General features: G+C 38.6%; 12 protein-coding genes. 3 read left to right on the top strand and 9 right to left on the bottom strand.

The window, feature by feature from the left end; all coding sequences use genetic code 11:
• Positions 1–57: 57 nt before the first annotated feature.
• From AAW12_RS23245 to AAW12_RS23230, 4 genes are read right to left on the bottom strand one after another with little or no spacing between them, the layout of a single operon-like run.
• Positions 58–1,473 (bottom strand): TlpA family protein disulfide reductase, encoded by a 1,416-nt coding sequence (locus AAW12_RS23245; RefSeq protein ID WP_197084149.1) that lies wholly within the window; start codon positions 1,471–1,473, stop codon positions 58–60.
• A 13-nt stretch (positions 1,474–1,486) separates the two neighbouring features.
• Positions 1,487–2,869, bottom strand: a complete 1,383-nt coding sequence (locus AAW12_RS23240; protein ID WP_046676028.1) for a RagB/SusD family nutrient uptake outer membrane protein — start codon at positions 2,867–2,869, stop codon at positions 1,487–1,489.
• An 11-nt stretch (positions 2,870–2,880) separates the two neighbouring features.
• Complete coding sequence (locus tag AAW12_RS23235; protein WP_084823303.1) at positions 2,881–6,207, bottom strand: SusC/RagA family TonB-linked outer membrane protein; 3,327 nt, start codon at positions 6,205–6,207, stop codon at positions 2,881–2,883.
• Between the two features lie 19 nt (positions 6,208–6,226).
• Complete coding sequence (locus AAW12_RS23230; protein ID WP_046676026.1) at positions 6,227–6,601, bottom strand: hypothetical protein; 375 nt, start codon at positions 6,599–6,601, stop codon at positions 6,227–6,229.
• A gap of 961 nt (positions 6,602–7,562) precedes the next feature.
• On the opposite strand from AAW12_RS23230, the gene AAW12_RS23225 reads away from it, so the two are divergent.
• Both AAW12_RS23225 and AAW12_RS25855 read left to right on the top strand, forming a co-directional pair.
• Entirely contained in the window at positions 7,563–7,835 is a 273-nt protein-coding gene (locus tag AAW12_RS23225) for a helix-turn-helix domain-containing protein (protein WP_084823302.1), read from the top strand.
• A gap of 221 nt (positions 7,836–8,056) precedes the next feature.
• Complete coding sequence (locus AAW12_RS25855; RefSeq protein ID WP_053003949.1) at positions 8,057–9,142, top strand: HNH endonuclease; 1,086 nt, start codon at positions 8,057–8,059, stop codon at positions 9,140–9,142.
• 1 nt (position 9,143) lies between these two features.
• Here AAW12_RS25855 and AAW12_RS23215 read toward each other — a convergent pair whose 3' ends face one another.
• Together AAW12_RS23215 and dcm are read right to left on the bottom strand one after the other, a co-directional pair.
• Positions 9,144–10,283 (bottom strand): HNH endonuclease, encoded by a 1,140-nt coding sequence (locus AAW12_RS23215; RefSeq protein ID WP_046676025.1) that lies wholly within the window; start codon positions 10,281–10,283, stop codon positions 9,144–9,146.
• Entirely contained in the window at positions 10,273–11,808 is a 1,536-nt protein-coding gene (gene dcm, locus AAW12_RS23210; protein WP_084823301.1) for a DNA (cytosine-5-)-methyltransferase, read from the bottom strand. The genes AAW12_RS23215 and dcm overlap by 11 nt, the downstream gene beginning before the upstream one ends.
• A 306-nt stretch (positions 11,809–12,114) precedes the next feature.
• Here dcm and AAW12_RS23205 point away from each other — a divergent pair, with 306 nt between their 5' ends.
• Positions 12,115–12,597: a very short patch repair endonuclease gene (locus tag AAW12_RS23205; protein ID WP_046676024.1), complete on the top strand. Its 483-nt coding sequence runs from the start codon at positions 12,115–12,117 to the stop codon at positions 12,595–12,597.
• A gap of 5 nt (positions 12,598–12,602) precedes the next feature.
• Here AAW12_RS23205 and AAW12_RS23200 read toward each other — a convergent pair whose 3' ends face one another.
• From AAW12_RS23200 to AAW12_RS23185, 3 genes are all read right to left on the bottom strand, one after another.
• Positions 12,603–13,562, bottom strand: a complete 960-nt coding sequence (locus AAW12_RS23200) for an HNH endonuclease (RefSeq protein ID WP_046676023.1) — start codon at positions 13,560–13,562, stop codon at positions 12,603–12,605.
• A gap of 551 nt (positions 13,563–14,113) precedes the next feature.
• A complete protein-coding gene (locus AAW12_RS23190; protein ID WP_046676021.1) occupies positions 14,114–16,138 on the bottom strand; it encodes a right-handed parallel beta-helix repeat-containing protein in 2,025 nt (674 codons plus the stop codon).
• A gap of 360 nt (positions 16,139–16,498) precedes the next feature.
• Positions 16,499–18,493, bottom strand: a complete 1,995-nt coding sequence (locus AAW12_RS23185) for a hypothetical protein (RefSeq protein ID WP_046676020.1) — start codon at positions 18,491–18,493, stop codon at positions 16,499–16,501.
• Positions 18,494–18,632: the final 139 nt, after the last annotated feature.

Here is an 18,632-nt window from a genome sequence, read left to right as displayed (position 1 = left end):
AGAACAAGGCCCGGCTAACACCGGGCTTTGTTGTAATAAACCGCTAGGAACAAAGCATTACTTCAACAGATTTTCAATTGTCGCTACTAATTCCTTTCTCCTTTCAGCACCAAAGGGCCGTGTTGCATTGGCTGTTACCAATTTACCAGTTCGATCTACAATCATTAATTGCGGAAACGAGCGATACTTATAATGCAATATAAATGGATGATTTTGTCCCTGTCCTTTGGTATAAACATTGAGATTATATGGCGATGTATAGATTCCTGACTTTACACCCTCGATCCACCTTGCTCTGCTCTTATCAACATTTACACTAAGAAAAATGACATCTTTCTCATGAAATTCATCAATGACATCTTCCATTACTTTTGCTAATTTTCCACATCCTAAACACCCATTATACCAAAAATCAATGACCAATACTTTGCCTTTCAGATCTGAAGGTGTTATTTCTTGCTTCTGCACATCCTCAAAAATAAAAGGAAATAGTATTTTACCTGTTGCCCTACTTTCTTGCTGTGCCAGTATAACCGCTCTGCTTATACTATCTCTTACAGTCATGAGTGCACTATCTAAATAGTTGAGCGGAAATTGATCATATTGGATTTCATTCAGAATGCTTTCAGCGATAGCGCGATCCCGAGCTAGTCCACGATTGTTTTCATTTATCTGATTATAGATAGCACTATAAGTAAAGGTATGACCGTGTATTGTCCTTTCAAGATTAAGCTTATTAAATTGACGCCTAAAACCGTATTCGCCCAGAAGTGCAGGTTCTACGCTATGCCGGGCATAAAATGTCCCTCTACTATTTAGTGTTATCTGTTTATATTTATCATAAACGTATGCCATCGTGGTCGCGTCGGAATTCATGCGTCCCAAGATGGAAAAGAGGGCCAAATCTATTGCTGCCATACAATTACTCCTCAAAATTTCCCTTTCGTCTACTGAAAGAGATGTCGCATAGGAGTGTATAATAGAATCCATTAGATTGTGGTTATCACTTCTCGCTTTAATGAGATTGTCTACATGTTCTTTTGTAGGCTTGACCTGTTTGGATCTTGGATATTTCCTCAGTTGAGCAAGCCTGAGCTGACATTCGACCAAGCTAGACTGTTTTTTTGAAAACGCGATTTTACCCTCTTTATCTATTTCTAAGTTGATTACTGAGCCATTTTTGATCAACAGGGGCCTATTTCTTCCAGTAAGTTTTTCATTATGAATGACGAGATAGCTATACTCCTGTCCGATATCCAATAAAAAACTATTTCCTTTGGACAATTTCCACACTTTTTTATTTGATGCATCTTCAATGTTCCTTATCAGATAATCATGCGCAGTATATAAAATTATAGAATCAGAAACCTGTGTGGCCTCCACTTGTGGGACAACGAATTTGACCTGTCCCCTTGTGATACTCACCGCTGACAGCAATAGAAATATGACTGTATAAATATTAAAATTTTTCATTTTTGTTCTTGTTTTAACGTTCGTTTTGCATAATATGACTAAATGCAATCTCATCATCAGGAATAGGAAATGTATATCGGTTACCATTCGCCGGTAATGTAAAGTTTTGAGCACCTACCTGCCGTTTGAGTTCGATTCCACCGCCCTCCTTATTTAGGCGTTTGAGGTCCGTCCAGCGCAGTCCGCGCCATACCAATTCTTTTCTTCGCTCATCTAAAATCAACGCTAACAATGCTTTACTGTCCATGGATTCAATGGGGTTGTATTTACCTTTTGCGTACCGCCTGATCAGCAGATCATTCATCACTTTAATTGCAGACGCGTCGCTTCCAGATCTAATCAGACACTCGGCTTTGATCAGATAGATCTCATCTGTTGCTAGTCCTGTGAATGGATAAGATCCACCTCCAAGATATCCACGTTTGACATTGTAATTGCCCAGACTATTTCTCATAAAATAAATCTCTTTGCGCAGATCATTTGGTTTATACATTCCGTAAAGCTGCGTATCAACACCGACTGCAGTGCGGTTGAGATAGCCTGTTGTTCCGGCATAATTATTTACCTGCGTTGAAAAGTAGATCACTTCGTCCATGACGTAGGTAAATGGCGTTTGGCTGCTTAAGCTTACGGAGTTGTAATCCACGAGATTATTATGGATAGCTAATGTGCTGTCTGCATATAGCAATGCCTGAGAATAATTTCCTACCGCATGGTGTATCCTTGCAGCAAGTGCGTAGCAAGACGCCTTCGAGGCATGATTTCGTTTAGAAATATAATCGTTGGCGTCCAAGAGCTGAGTTGCTTTTTCAAGATCTGTCATTATGAAGTTGTAAGTCTCCGCCAAAGATGATCGTTGTACGACCTCGTCAACATTTGGCGAGAGCTTCAACGGAAGTCCGAGATCAACATTTGCTGTATTGATGTCATAATATTTACAAAAATTACGTGCAAGCTCATAGTAGGCATATGACCGAGCGAAGTAAGCCCAACCTAGCAAATTATTGTGACGCCTCGTATCCTTTACGGAAGACAACTTACTCATTTGATCAATAATACTGTTGGCATAAAAAATAGCAGCGTAAGGCTTATTCCAATCCATGATATTGATATCACCATTGTAAATATCCTTTTCCCAGATATAGGCCCGTCTTTCGGTCTGTGTAAGCGTGCTTTCCCAAGCCTTTTGATCTACGATAAAATATTCATCGCTAGAGAGCTGTCCCAGCGCTGGGGAGATGGAATTCATGACGCCGTAGTTTTCCAGCAGCCCTTCCATATCTTCCAATGTTGTTGGCTGTACGATTGAAGAACTGGGCTTCATATCAAGAAAATCTTTACTACAGGCCGATAACACGATCAATATAAGCAGTGTATATATAAGTTTATTTTTCATAGTATTAAAAATTAATTGATTTTCAGATTAGCGCCCAATAGAAAAGTCTTTGGAGCCGGAATACTATTATTAAAGTCGGGATCTTGCCTTACCTTGGTACGCTTCCAGAGCAATCCCACATTGGTCACCGTGCCGAAGAGTTCAAGCCCTTTTATTCCCGCAGGAAGCTGACGAAAACTGTATCCAATGCGAATATCTTTTAAGCGGATATGATCTGCAGGTTCCACCAACTTTTCCGAAAGATTGAAGAATGTACCGCGATTATTGTTTAACGGATCGCTGAGTGATGGAATGAAAGTCATGTTTTCGTCCCCTTGCTCCTGCCATCGGTCGGAGAAACCCTCCTGCCGATAATTTACATTGCTACCGTTAAAGACATTATTCCGTCTAAAGTAATATCCCAGTTTATAGACCAGATTGAATGACAGGCTAAGGTTTCCATAGTTGATGGTATGCATAAAATTCCCATAGCTCGTTGGTGAAAGCGAGCCATGATAGATCAGCTGTCCGAGATCATTCGCATTTAGCAATGAGGCATATTCAGCACTTGGCTTCCCATCCTTCATGCCCTGAGGATTACCCATAGCATCTAGCCACGCCCACTGAAAAGAAAACAAGGCAAAGTAAGGATAGCCTTCTTGTGGATTTTCTCTGTTATTGGAAGCAATTGATACATTAGTTCGATTGCCCACATAGTTTTTCAGCACCTTACTGTGCATAAAGCTAGGCTGCAGGCTCATCAACCATTTTACTTTATTAAATTTCAATGTAGACTTTAGTACTAGATCCAAGCCTTGTGTGCGTGTGCTTGCCGTATTTCCCCTAAATTGGGTGACACCTGTCTGCGGAGCGAGCAGTGATGTCCCCATCAAATCCAACCCGTCTTTGATAAAATAGTCTGCTGTCAATTCAAGCACATCATTGTATAAGGAAAGGTCGACTCCTATATTCCAATTTTTAACTTTTTCCCATCTTAGGGAAGGATTTGGCGGATTGACTACCGTCAGATTATTGGCATTCCAAGGCGTCAGCCCCACCGAGGGCTGAGCCGTGAGGTAAGCAGAAAGCGAACGATCTACATTACCGCTATAGCCAAAACTAGATCGGAGAGCCAGGCGGCTCAGCAATTTTCTTTCATGACCATTCTGGCTGATCGCATTCCATCGCCCGCCTACAGACCACAGCGGTACCCCCCTCTGGTTGGATTTTACGCCGAATAAATTGGATTCATCCTTTCTCGCGCTAACTGAAAGGATATACTTGTTGTCATAGGAGTAGCTACCATTAAAGAAATAAGACAGGAAACGGTCTACGCTTGCCGTACTATTATCGTTATTGGGGATGCGGCCACTTCCATTGCCAAACCAAAAAGGATACGTAGAAACATAGTCTATTGCTGCATTCTGATTTACTCTTGTCTCATTATTAAAACCGTAAAAGTAGTTTCTATAACGTGAAGCATTATCTTCCCTAATTTCCCAGCCTAATAAGCCATTGATACTGTTCTTTTTGCCGACTCTTTTATCTACCGTTACAGAAGCTCTAAAGCTCTTGGATATCGAACTTATGTTGTTCTGATCCAATATATCTCCCCAGGGGATAGGTCTTATCAGGGTGTTCTTTGCCGGATCGAGATGACTATAGGTATTGACCATATTTCGTACATAGTATGAATCTTTCCCGTATAAGATCTCATTCTGACCATTATTGCGCTGTAGCATATATTCGGCTTTACCTATAAGCCAATCTAAAGGCCTTACTTCAAGGCCAGCGCCAATCCGTATACTTTGCGTTGCAGCGCTGTAATTGGCATTGTTTTCTTCCCAGGGTCGATAAGACCAATCCAACAGTTGATTACTGCCCGGATTGGCAGCATACGTCATATTGAGTGTACCATCACTTACGACAAGTGCTTCGCCGTTAATTCCGATGAGATCTAAATAGGGATAGTTAGGTGTAAACGATTGGCTATTGCTTTTATTGAGTTGATCACTGAATTGGATAAAATTGGTCAGGTTGAGCCAATGATCTACCAATTTCAACGAACTGTTAAAATTAAAACTATGTCGGCGGTTGTTATCTGTGGCCGATGGTTGCTGATCCCGATCGTAGCCATACGAACCAAAATAAGTATACCGATCCGATCCACCACGAAGGTTTATTGCATATTGCTGCCTTAGCCCTACCCTGTACCAATGTTCCAAATCATTCCGAGTATCGGTTTTACTCAGATCGAGCAGATTTTGCTCTAAGGTAGCCTGCGATATTTCACCTTTACGTTGTTTTTCGAGGAGTGCTAATACGGGCGAAATCTCACCGTAGCCATTATTTATGATTGAATTATACCGACCTTTTTCATAGAGGAAGCGTTCAAGCGCTATAAATTCCGAAGAGGTCATCTGTGCAGGATAATATAGATCAGGCTTTGCCGTAAAATCGACATTAACTGCAAAGTTCACCTGCGGCGCGCTGGATTTACTTCCTTTTTTTGTGGTGATTACAATAACTCCGTTTCCTGCCCGTGCTCCCCATATAGAAGCAGCACCCGCATCTTTGAGTATAGATATCGACTCAATATCATTTGGATTGATGGCATTGATATCTCCCGAATAAGGAAAATTGTCCAATATAATCAGCGGTTCGTCATTGGAAAATAGTGTACTACGCCCCCTTATTGATATCCCTGCCTGATTGGTATTAGAAACTGTACTTTTATCAAAAAGAACCGCACTACTTACACCATTTAGTCTATCCAAGATATTAGCTGAAAGCTGCCTATTTAAAAGCTTGTTATCCACCTGCACAAAACTCCCCGTCGCCCTTTCTTTCGGAATCTTTTGGTATCCTGTAGAGACTACTTCCACCTCATCCAATTGATTCTCTATCGGTATCAATTTTACTTGCAATAATACCCCAGAGACATAGGGTAGTTCTAAGTATTTGAAACCCATATGGGCAAACGAAACAGTACCAGTTGGTTTGGAAACTAGCAATGAAAACGAGCCATCCTTATTAGACGAGGTCCTACCCTTTTCACCATCTACGCGAATGGATACCCCTTGGATGGGCTTACCATCGATTGAAGATACAACAGTACCGAGGATAGCCAATGGCCCATCCGCCCCGCTGTCCTTGCGGGGCGTCTGAGCTGATAAACTAAACATATGAAACAAACAGGCCAGTATAAATAGGGCTTGTTTTTTCTTCAATGCCTTTAAAAAACAAGTTAAATAGGATTGAAAAACAACTGTAAATACTATAATGAGTGTTATAATCTGTATAACTGGAATATTGGCTACCCTATCTAATAAGGCAGTTAATGATTTTGATCTTTTCATATTCTGCTTATTGTTAAGGTTAGTCTACTATTCGAACAAATAGATCATGAATTCTTTTCGTGATCGAGAGCTCTTGTCTACTGATCTGGGTGGTATCTGCATCGTAGATATCGATGTTATCGATTGAAATGGAATTGGTATGCGCCATAAAATAGGCAACCAGTAAACGAAACAGATCGGCTGAAAAAACTTGTTTATGGCTTGCTACATAGATTTCGTTCATATAGTTCGTATCCGTGTGATTTTTTAATAACAGATTGACTGTATTCTGAATACTTATGAGGTCATATTTCTCCCAGAATTCGGTAATCTTTTGGATTGGATCATATCCAGCATCGTGGATTTCATAGAGTGCCAGTTCTAGGGCTAGCACATTTGAATATTTTTGGTTCATTTTATAGGTTCAATAAAGATGACTTGGCCCTACCCGTTCCAACAAAACGGGCATAGCTTTCCCCTTTGCAAAAAATTTGCATTCAAAAAGGGTTGTCAATAGCAGTATTATTTTAACACCGCATGTCCAACAAGAAAAAATTAACAGATCCGCAAAGCGCCCAAAAATTGGTTACAAGTCATCTATAGGGGTTGTTATAGCGCTTCCTCTCGGAATAAAATAAAAAACCCGACCTATCTAGTATAGAATAACGATACAATATTATAGTATTTAATTTTGTTGTTTAAAAATAAAACGCTACTTTTAAGATGTCTTAAGGCTCGAGAGAGCAATTTTATTAATTACACAAAATTAAGGGTGTAGTGTTATGAATACAGATCGGGAAACCTAGTCTAAGGGCCTTTCTAGTGCTTACCTGTTCGGCATGAACTATTTTGCGGATGCCGCTGCCCCTATTTTGGTTTTATATTTTTTAACCGATTATTCAGGCCCACGAATAATCTTGCTTATTAGAATTGAATTGGAAAACTGAATGCTAACCTGCTTGAGGTAAGCCTGGCGTTTTTGGTGGTCTTTGAATCGTTTTTTCATAATCCATTTTGGTTATATATTAAAACGATTACACTCGGAGAAGTTCGGGAAGGTGAAATTTGGATTAAAACCAATAGAGCGAACTTCAACGCTTTGAACGTGGTGCCGCCAAGCAACCTACTTAAGTCGAAACTTAAGCTCCACAAAGTCTTACAAGAAGTTCGCTCTACTGAATTATGTACGAATATACAAAAACTCAATAGAATACGAACTCCGTGTCTACTCATGTGGAATTTTGGCGGCTTTCGTTCACGAGTGACAATCGTTTTTTGAAACGCGAGCATTTCAAAGTTGTCGTAATAATTTAACTAATTCAAATATACAAAGTTTGACGTTAAACGCCAAACTTATTTAAAAAAATATTCATCATATGGGATTAAATAGATTAAAGGAAGTTTTTAAAAAATACAAAATCCAGAATAGAATCATCGCTAAATATTTCGGTAAATCAGAAGAAACTATTTCAAAGTGGGTAAATAATAAGAGGCAACCTTCTGTTGAGGAATTGAACTCTATTGCGAGGTTATTAAGAATTGATGTCAGATTATTATTAACTGAAACAACTTGGGAAAATGAAACCTCAGAGACTTATGATGAGGTCAAGGAAAGATTTAAAGAAGACGGTGATAAAAAAGATTCATAGGCTGAAATAGCAAAGTAATATGTTTAATCTCTGTGCGTCTATATACCTAAACTTAAAATAAAAATTCAGATAGATAGTTTTACAGCAACAATTAAATTACGGGAAAGAAAATGCAAAAACTTACGAGCGCACAAGTTAATTTTTCAATATAACCATTTACGTTGATAAAAAACAAGATCTTAAAACAACTAAAAGAAATTAACACTTAATAATCCCAAAATATGGCGGACCCAATTTGCAGATGGAGAAATCCTTTTATAAGAAACGTTATTGAGCTAATAAATGTACTTCCTAAGAATGAGTTACCACAACAAAACGCTCGCGATTTTGTAATAGCTAATTTTCCTCATAATGCTAAATTCTATACAACTCCTTATCAACTAGCTTGCCAGTTAGGATTGTATCATGAAAGTAATGGTCGTTATTTTCCTAAATTCAAATATAATCCCAACGAAAATGAAGTATTTGACTATCTAGAAAATTGGATAATACACTACTCTGTGCCTAACCCCTATACAAGAAATTTCGATAATTTACCCCCCATTTCTATCCATAGTGAATTGAGTAGAAGATTATTAGCAAACAATAGGCCGGTTAACTGGATAGATACTACCACAGATATTTTTAATATAAAAATAGGTAATGAGGATATTCTTAGAAATTCAATAAATTACTATTCTCCAATCTTAATTATTTTAGATGGGATGGTCCAATTGAAAGAGGGCAAAACTTACGATGAATTAGCCGAATATATAGATGTTGATATTTTAAGAGATAGGGATGATCGAGAGTACTTCTTTGATTTATTCCCTCTCCCATTAAATAAGGAAGGAGGCTTAACGAACCCTGACGAAACGGTTGAGATAAAGCTAGACACACTTGTTTTGACGCAAATTAAAGAAATGCCCAATCTGTCAGAAACAGAAAAAAAGCAAATTATCTCAGCAAGAATAGGCCAAGGTATTTTCAGAAGAAATTTAATAATAGATTGCGGATATTGTCCTATCACCGGAGTAGATGACACCAATCTTCTCATCGCTAGTCACATCAAACCATGGAGAACTGCTAATAACGAAGAGCGTATAAGTCATAAAAACGGTATACTATTAACACCGACATATGACAAACTTTTTGATAAAGGCATGATAAGCTTTACTAATGCCAAGGAATTAATTATATCAAATTCTATTTCAGAACAAAATAGACAACGATTAAACATAGTAGCCGGAACAATATATGATTCTTTTCCTTTATTAGGACGGGAAGAATTTTTAGACTTTCACAGAAGTGAGATTTTCATAGAGTAAATCAAACTATGTTGTCTACGTCATCTAGGAAAACATGCTTCCGGTGGTAGTCAAGGTATTCTTCTCTGCCCTCAGGAAAAATGCGCATTTTATTTTTAGCATTGGGATTGATACTCAGTCTTTCCCATGTAATAGCACTCAGCTGAGTACCGCATATAAGTTCACCGTTATCGCTAAAAGTGATATACCCTTGATCGAATAGTCTATCATAGGTAGGAGACAAAGACAGTCCATTGAGATGATGCAAAGCCTGATCATCCCTATTTTCTTTTTTACAAATATTGTAAGGCTTTATATGACTTGCTATCAAAAGCCGCTCATCTGTAATTTTAGAAAATGGACATTGAGGCATATAGTCCAATACTTCCTTTCTATATTTTTCTTGACCAAGACGATAAAGCCGCTTCACTTCTTCTACTGCCCCTGGTGCAATTACTTCTGCTTCAAAAGGAATTTCAATTGTATTAGGATGTACAAATGATCTAAACTGATAATCCAACAAGACACGAAAATAAAAAATTGGTTCAGCATTAAGACTATCAGTGGGAACCAATTTTAAGATAGACAGATAGCTTATCTTTGGTAAGATCAGCTCTCTCCAAATACTCCATATTTTATTGTCTGACCGGATATATCCTCTATTTTGCTTCTGACTAATATTATCAGAGGCATCATATATTGTAAAAAAAAGATATTCTTCTGGAAGGCTTTTTATATAATTTAACCTATCATAATAAAATTGGCTAATGTCAAAGTGATAGAGCTGCTCCTGCGCAAAATACTCTTCTTTTGCATCTTCCAGATACTTTAATAAATTTGATTTACTAAAAAAACATCCCATGTTGGAAATAATCGTTCCGGCATATTTCGCTGCTTCTTCGGTTTTGCGCTTCTTATCCGGATCTTTATATTCCTTTCCCCAATCATAATATCCAAAAAAATTTGATATCAGCTGTCCTTTTTCCCCTTTATACGTGCCCACATGTTTCTTGGCCTCACCATTTCCATCAAATTGAGCCAATTTGTTAGATCTATGGATAAAGCTATCTTCGGCCCTAAAATCCTGAATAGAATCAACTATATAATATTCTATATCACCGACCTTAATTTTTTGGTATTCTAGATCTTTCTTACTTTCCATATTTGGTAATATCCATTTGTTTCAACAATGCGATCATAACATCCACAACGATACTATTCCCCGCCTGACGGTATAATTGGGTATCACTCACCACACGTTTAAAATCATCTGTAAATCCCATTAATCGAAGGCATTCTTTGGGTGTCAATTTGCGAATCCGACCTTTATTATGAGTAACGTAATTATCCACTCCTGCCCTATGCATTTTGTGCATAGACTGTAATAATGGACGGGCAACTTCAAGGTCAGTTTTGGTACTCGTCTTGAAATTCTTTGTTCCTCCAGCCAATACATAATCTCTTACCTTATCTGAAAGGTAATATTTCTCTTCAACCTGGTTAACATCAAATATAAATTCATCAAAATCTCCGCCCAATACCGCTGAATCTATCGTAGCCGGTTCATAAACAAAATCGCCGTGCCAATTAAATTGCTGGTTTGCCTTTTGGCAGAGCATTACCTCGCCATTGATCTGGGTATAACGTTTATCTCTATTTTTTGTGCTGGTCACAAATTTAACACCTTTTTGCTTCAGGTAATATTTGGAATCGGTGTAATCCTCCAAGAAGTCCTGCATAGTGCGTTCCAGTTGTATAGGTCGTGGGAAAGTAAAATCCACATCGTGATCCTTAAAACCTATCACAAAAATACGTTCTCTATTCTGTGGAATACCAAAATCTCTACTATTAAGGATCTTTGAATGTATTTTATAACCAAGATCATTAAAGACATTCTTGACTACTTCCCAGGTACGGCCACCGTCATGATTAGTAAGTCCCTTGACATTCTCATAAATAAAGACTTTAGGCTGTGTTTCCTGTACAATACGGGCATAATCGTAAAACAGTGTACCACGGATATCTTCCAGTCCCAACCTCTTACCCACCATGGAAAATGCCTGACATGGACTACCTCCTACCAGTAGATCTATTTTCCCTTTATACTTATCTGCTTTAAAAGTAGTGACATCATTGTGCCATGCACTTTCTGCTATTTCGTAATTGGCATAATAGCTCTGCTTAACGTGCTGATCGATATCCCCAGCAAAAACAATTTCATGCTTCAAGCCCAATCGATGAAAGGCATATTCAATAGCTCCTATACCACTGAATAATGTGCCTATCCTGACGGTTGAATTTGGATTTGAAAATTCACGCAGACGCCAGTCCAGCACCTCGTCAAAAAGTTCCAATTCAGGAACAAGGCGGGAACTTTTATTTACCTTTTTCTTTTTATTTGATTGATATTCTTCCAAACGTTCTTTGACGAGTGACATAACCTCTTCATCTTCAAAAAGTGTTTTCATTATTCTATCGCCTTTAAGCTCAATCTCCATATGCTGAAGGTCAAGGCCAAGCTCTTTACAAAGTTCGGGTAGCTTCTTAGGATCAAAATTCCGTTTTCCGCTTTCCACTTTGGACAAAGTAGTAATATCCACTGCTATAGATTTTGCTAGATCAGATAGTGTTATAGACTTGTCTATCCTTGCATCTTTTATAATAGTACCGAAGCTTCTTTCCATCATGTTGACAATATATGCCAAACTTATGGAATCATATTCATAAGTGCAAATCACTTTACCAGAAAAATTAGTATTTTTTATTAACAATCTATTTTTCAAACACAAAAAAATTCATCGATTAATCTTAAACTTAATTAATGCTGTGGAAAAAGACCCACGATACAATTATGAGATAATCTTTGGCCCACACTTAAAAACTAAACACTATAGCAATCATCTAGTTATTCCTATCCTTTTAATAAAAGTATTACTACCTCTGAATATAGCTAAATTAGGAAAAATGCCATCTATTATACTTAATTTAGCAAAATGGCCAACTACAATGATGAAAATGATAGAATTCATGTCCCTCTCTTTGAGGAAGCTGCAGGGTTCTATACCACTTCCAAGCGTAGCTATAACATGTCCAAAATCAGAAGTCGTAATTCTAAACCTGAACTCGCCCTTCGAAAGGCACTATGGTCAAAAAATATCCGTTTCCGCCTTCATGACAAATCCCTACCGGGAACTCCAGATATCGTCATAAAAAAATATAAACTTGCGATTTTCGTAGACGGTGAATTCTGGCATGGGTTCGACTGGAAAAACAACAAAGAGCGTATTAAGTCCAACCGCCTTTTCTGGATCCCTAAGATAGAACGCAACATGCAAAAAGATATACGAGTCAATAAAGCCCTACGGGATATGGACTATGTTGTATTCAGGTTCTGGACGCAGGACATTCTTAAAAACCTTCCTAAAATACTGAATCAAATAGATTTATTTTTAGAAACTAGGAAACTTTGGAAATAAACGCATCATACTTTAAATACATTATCCCGATGCCAAGCTAAGTTTTCCTGCGATGGATAATACCTGTTTACCTGAGGAAGCAAAATAGATTTGCCATTTAATTTCGACAAACTATATGGATGATCGACCAGTTCGTCGATATGAGCGGAAACCATAATGGTATAATCTTCACTCACGCCAACCAGTCCCCTATCAAATGCACGATGCAGGTTTGGGCATAGTGCTATGCCATTGGTAACCTTGTCGTCATGCGTCACCGCAAAAGGAACGATATGACATGCATCGATAAAGTTGTATTTAAAAATAGATCGCATCCGCATTCCTGTCATGGCACAGGTATCCTGATAAAGCTGCGGAATATAGCGTTTGAACAACCCCGATCTGACGAACACATCTTCCTCGGTCTGAGTAGAAATATGTTTATACTGAGTCTCGGGCTCATTGAGCACCAAAGACTGCATCTCATGGTAAAAGCCGTCATTGAGCTGCTTATGTTCATAATAGGCCTGTCGTTGTTCGGGGAAGTAAGCAGAAAGTAGCTGATCCCGAACAACAGCCCGATTTAATGGATCACTGAGCAAAGCAGCGAGCTTATTATCGAATGAGCCGTAGACCACGACTTCAGAAAGCGTCTTTACACCTTTGATATGTGCATTGATCTGAAAGCCAGGATTCGGATATAAACACCAAAAGCTTTGCCCTGCTGCCTTGTCGGACTGCAAGTAATAAAAGGGCTGCGTAAAATCGGACTGATGTGCCGTCCGCACTAGCAAGCGCCAGTTCTCCTGAAAAAGTCCAACAAGGTCCACATTAACTTCAAAGCGATTGTTGAGCACGATACCTTTGTCGATCAGTTCGACCAAGGTTAAAAGCAAGATCGGCTTATGTGGAGCCAACCCATACTTGGTACTGCCCCTATTTATTCGGGCAAAAGCGTGGAGATAAGTTTGCAGATCCTCATTCATACCGAAGCAAAATAGAAAATCATTTCTACATAATCAAACCGTCAAGATCTCGAAAACCTAATTTCCAAAGCTGGGTACCGACGTTTCATCGTTCGAATGGCGAATTCCCTATTCTCAAACTTACCCTCATCCCATTTCCAAAATACTGGATATAACTTTTCTTTAGGATCAACGAGTACACGCCAGGCTTCAAAACGGGTGCCGGAGGTCTCTCTTAAAATTTCTATGTGTTCTTTGAATTCGCACATACTGTTAACATTGTTATGTTTTATTTAAAAAGCCTCCCCTTGTTAACCGTCAAGGGAGGCTATTTTGGCTAGATGCCTACTTTGGCTAATTGTTAACCAGCTTTGGGCTTCGATATAAATCAAAGTTCGTAAGATTATTTGGGATAACACTTGTTCAATTCTTTGAAACTGTTGTTCAAAAGTCTTTGCCAACTTTTGAGCAACAGTAGCCCGCGATGACTTTGCTCCTCTTTTGCTTCTGAATCGACCATGTTATCAAAAAGAGTATTTTGAGCTAGTAATCAAATAACATTTGGACATAGACTAAACAGCTTGCTGCCCCGCAGTACGCTGATTGCTCAATTCATCATTTTGTGAAGCTTTGATCGCATTGACCAAAGGAACCAGATTGCTATTGATCCAAGTACTCAACCCAGCTACATCGGAAGCAGTGGTACTAGTCAGGTCCGCTTGAGTTATAGTCGAAATCGCGGCAGCGAGGTTCACTATCCCTTTTGTCGTCAACGAAGCATTGCCGGTAGAAATTTGTAGCCATTCGTTAGATAACATCCCTGTACTCATCCAGTATTTGAGACCACCGACAGTAGTCAAAACAACTTCTCCTTCGTACCTCGGGGTCAATGTTCCGACAGGTGTCTGTAAGACTGCATTTCGACGCATATACCTTGCAATTCCCGTTTCTTTGGCCATCAGGTTATCCTTGAGCAAATTGCTACTGGTACCAGCTGTAAAATTCAATTGATGAGCGGAATCGGATGCATCAAGTGTATTTGAGCTGATGATGTTGTTGATCGCATTAGCACCTACCCGCAATGCATAGGCCTGTGACTGACCTGACACATCAATGATATTGTCCTTTACAACCGAATAACTCAATCCATTTAAGTGCAAACCATTGGACTTATAGTTGACAACCGTATTCCCGATCACCTCATTGTGGCTACTCGGTGAATTAGCTTCATTAGCGATGACAATTCCTTGGTGTCCAAAAACGCTATCAACATATATGTCAGGGTTGCCGATACACTTATTGTAATTAACTTGTGTATGCTTCAGACCTGTAGCAGTTAGCGAGCGGTCGGCAAAGTCTGTTATCGTGTTATTAGAGATACTAGCATGTCTTATTCCCTTATCACGTCCATCCAATACGATGCCTGACCTACCAAATGAAGGATTGGCGCTTGAGGTTTTATTACCCGAAATGATGTTTTCATCAATAGAAACCTGTTCTATATTTCGGGCGTAGATTCCATATCCCGCACAATCGTAAACCATGTTATTGCAAATAACCCCATTGATAAGTTGGGCGATATAGATACCCGAAAGCGCCGCAATGCTTCCAATATAATTTTGCCCTATTTGCCTCATCACATTCTGCGTGATCAAAAGCTTTTCGGGAAACACCTCATTCCCGCTGTCTTCAACGGAGATACCGTTACCACAATTATCAATCGTATTATTGGTTACAGTAAGGTATCCACTACCTCGCTTAATACCTATTCCGCCCAAGGCACCCTGAGAAAGAATATTATTCGAAACAATACTATTGGCGATATAAGTTTTATCTGTAGAGTTGGCTCCATTGATATATATACACAAGTCTCTTGCTCCTTCCACAATATTGCCCTCACACCGTGCTGATGGTGCCGACGAAAACATGATACCGGAATCCGGCGCATCAGTGATCCGGCAATTTTTCACCACGGTATTCTTCCCTGTACAGGTTATGATATCGGCAACCTTAAATAATGTATTTGTCGAAGAGTTACCTTCGATTATGAGACCATCATACGTTACATTTTTATGTCCACTATTGTGGATTAAATAGTAAGTCCCCTCGCTATCGACCAGACAGTGGTCTTTCAGTTTTAAAACACCACCTGTCCCCTTAAAAACGATATTGGTTTCCACCAGGATCTTGGAAAAAATATAGCGTCCTCCTGCTCTAAAAGATGGAGATAGATAACATGTGCCTCCGTTAAATTTCTGTGCTAGATAACTGATGGCAGTTTGAATGGCTAAGGTGTCATCTTTTATGGAGTCGCCCTTTGCACCAAAATACTTTGCATCTACTTCACCCCCAAAATTGTGCACCAGCTTTCCTCCAAGACTAAGGGTAACCACACTTCCATCGTCCTCCGGCCCAGGGTCGGGGCTATTTTGAAGGTCTATATAATGGTAAACTATTGGCGCAGGTGTATCCCCTTTTTCGTGATAGCCTAATAGCTCAACTCCTGTATAGGTTCCGGTTTCGAGTGCAGCGATTTCAGTCGGATCCAGTGCCTTCATGTCCTGCATTCTGTTTTTAATTAAAAATTGATTTGCCATCTTGTTTTGATTTAAATGTGTATAGCGAAGGTATATGGGATTAGGATGTAATCTTAGAAATACAAGGGCGATGTCGGCGGTATGTTGGAGATACCGAAAAGTCTATAATGCACTAGGCTGGTTAAGGGAGATTTTTACCTCGATAATCATAACCTTTGCCATGAAATAGACAATGTAAGTAAAAAAGCCTCCCTTTTAACAGCTAAGGGAGGCAATGTCGGCTATATGTCCGCTTTGGTTACATGTTAACCAGCTTTGGGCTTCGATCTAAATCAAAGTTCGTAAGACTATTTGGAATTACACTTGTTCATTTCTTTGAAAAGATTGTCTAAATCTTACTAGTTTGTAATTTAAATCTAGTTATGTTGCCAGTATTCCCGCAGCTCTTAACTTAGATTTTAAGTCACGAAGTTCAACCAATATGCTGCTAACCTCCGATTGATTATATACTGTTGACGGAGGAACACCAGAGTCAGCTGAACTGAGTGATTGATTTACCAATCCTTTTACAGTTGCCGTCGCAGATGGTAAAATATTATTTGTGGAGTATTTTAACGGAGCTAATCCAATGATTGTATAGAGGATTCCTGAATTGACGTTATAATATTTTTCTCCAATTTTATAGTCGGTGTTAAGAATGTTGGGATTGTCTACTGCTTCAGCAATCTGAATCGCATCAGAATTGATTCGCCCCCCTTCCTTAATATAACTGAGCTCGACTTGGTTCCAGTCTTTCTCAAAGACATCGACAATCATATTTCCTTCCAGAGATTTTGTGCAGAACATGATAAATGCTGCTTCTGGAATAATTTTTATCTGCAGATCCCATGCCTTATCGTTCGGTGTGGTAATAAATTTATTGTTTCCAGCGGTTGCAATATTGGTATAACTTGCTCCTTGATCTATCGAATTTTTAATCCATAGATTTTGTTTTTCAAGTAATAATTCATCTGATATAATGTTCTTGGCAGAATCCAACAATACAAATGAAACTCGTTGCAATGCTTTCACCCGCAATACTGGTGAATTAGAAATCTTAAGAGTAATACCAAAGACACCTTCTCCAGAGTGATGTGCATTTAAACCATTACCAAAATAAAAACCATCAAAATAACTACATCGTAGTCGATTTGTCCCATTTGAACTAATAAATTTGGTATGGGTTTTAAAATCTGGGCTAGTATAAAAATGTCTGAATTTCCGCGGTTCTCGCAGAGGGAATACTTGGTTATCTTGATTCCAAAAATCCTGATCTAAACCGATTGTTGAAGCTTCAAATTTGAAATTTGTGCAGTCAAAATGTAATTTACCAAAAACAGTATTATTTACATTTTCAACCCTCGCATCTTTAAATGTGATATTATGAAATGGTATATTGGCTACAATAACATAGCTATTATGCCCATTCCATTGATTTGTATTGCTTCCCCCCTCAAATCTACAATTGAAAAAATTTAAAGTATTGGGCTTATATAACCCGTCGCCTTCTATATTGACGTAACAACGCTCTTTCAATACAGATTGCTGGATAATATCTCCAGAATTCCCATTACTGCATTCCGCATTATGAAAAGAATTAGCATTTACCCATCCTGACGCTCCTAAGTTTCGTAAGGAGATATGATTGAGTGACGCCTGATTTTCTTTCATATAAATATCGTTCCATGCACAACCATAATCGTGTGCTAGAAGTTCAAAATTTGTTGTAAATCCACTTATCTTATCTAAGACAATATTATTTCTTAAGCCATTTTTAACAACAACTCCTTTGAAGTTGTCATCTGATAATACAGCTGGTAGTTCCGCTAGAACAGAGATTCTAATGGAACAGTTGTATAATCCATTAAGTAATATTGCTGTTCTATTTCTTGGACCTTTGTACACCAATAGATCAAAGTCAATATCTAATAATTTGTTTGTTTCAATAGTATCTGTTATAAAAACTCCTTTACTGCTATGGGAAATTAATTTTCCTCCTTTTACTTTAACAAGATCAGTATTTTTGCCTGCACGGGATTCGATAAAAGACAGCGCATTTTTTAATGCATTTGTATCATCTGTCACTCCATCTCCTTTCACACCAAAATAGGCAACGTCTACATTATACCCGAATTTATGAATCAGTTTTCCCCCTCCATTTAAGGTAATCACACTCCCGCCATCTTCTGGTCCAGGATCAGGTTCTGTTAATGGATTAACATAGTAGTAGATGATTGGCGCAGGTGTATCTCCTTTTTCGTGATAGCCTAATAGTTCAACTCCTGAATAGGTTCCGGTTTCGAGTGCAGCGATTTCAGTCGGATCCAGTGCCTTCATGTCCTGCATTCTGTTTTTAATTAAAAATTGATTTGCCATATTTCTTTGATTTAAATGATATAGACAAAAGTATGGTTGCTACGGAGGCTATCTGAGGAAAACAAGAGTTATGCAAGCGGTACGGGGGAGATACCGAAAAGTCTGCTTGGAAGTATGCGACTCGATCTGATTCAAAACT

The organism is Sphingobacterium sp. Ag1, from assembly GCF_000988325.1.
Classification (GTDB): Bacteria; Bacteroidota; Bacteroidia; order Sphingobacteriales; family Sphingobacteriaceae; genus Sphingobacterium.
This window is presented reverse-complemented; position numbering and strand designations above follow the sequence as displayed.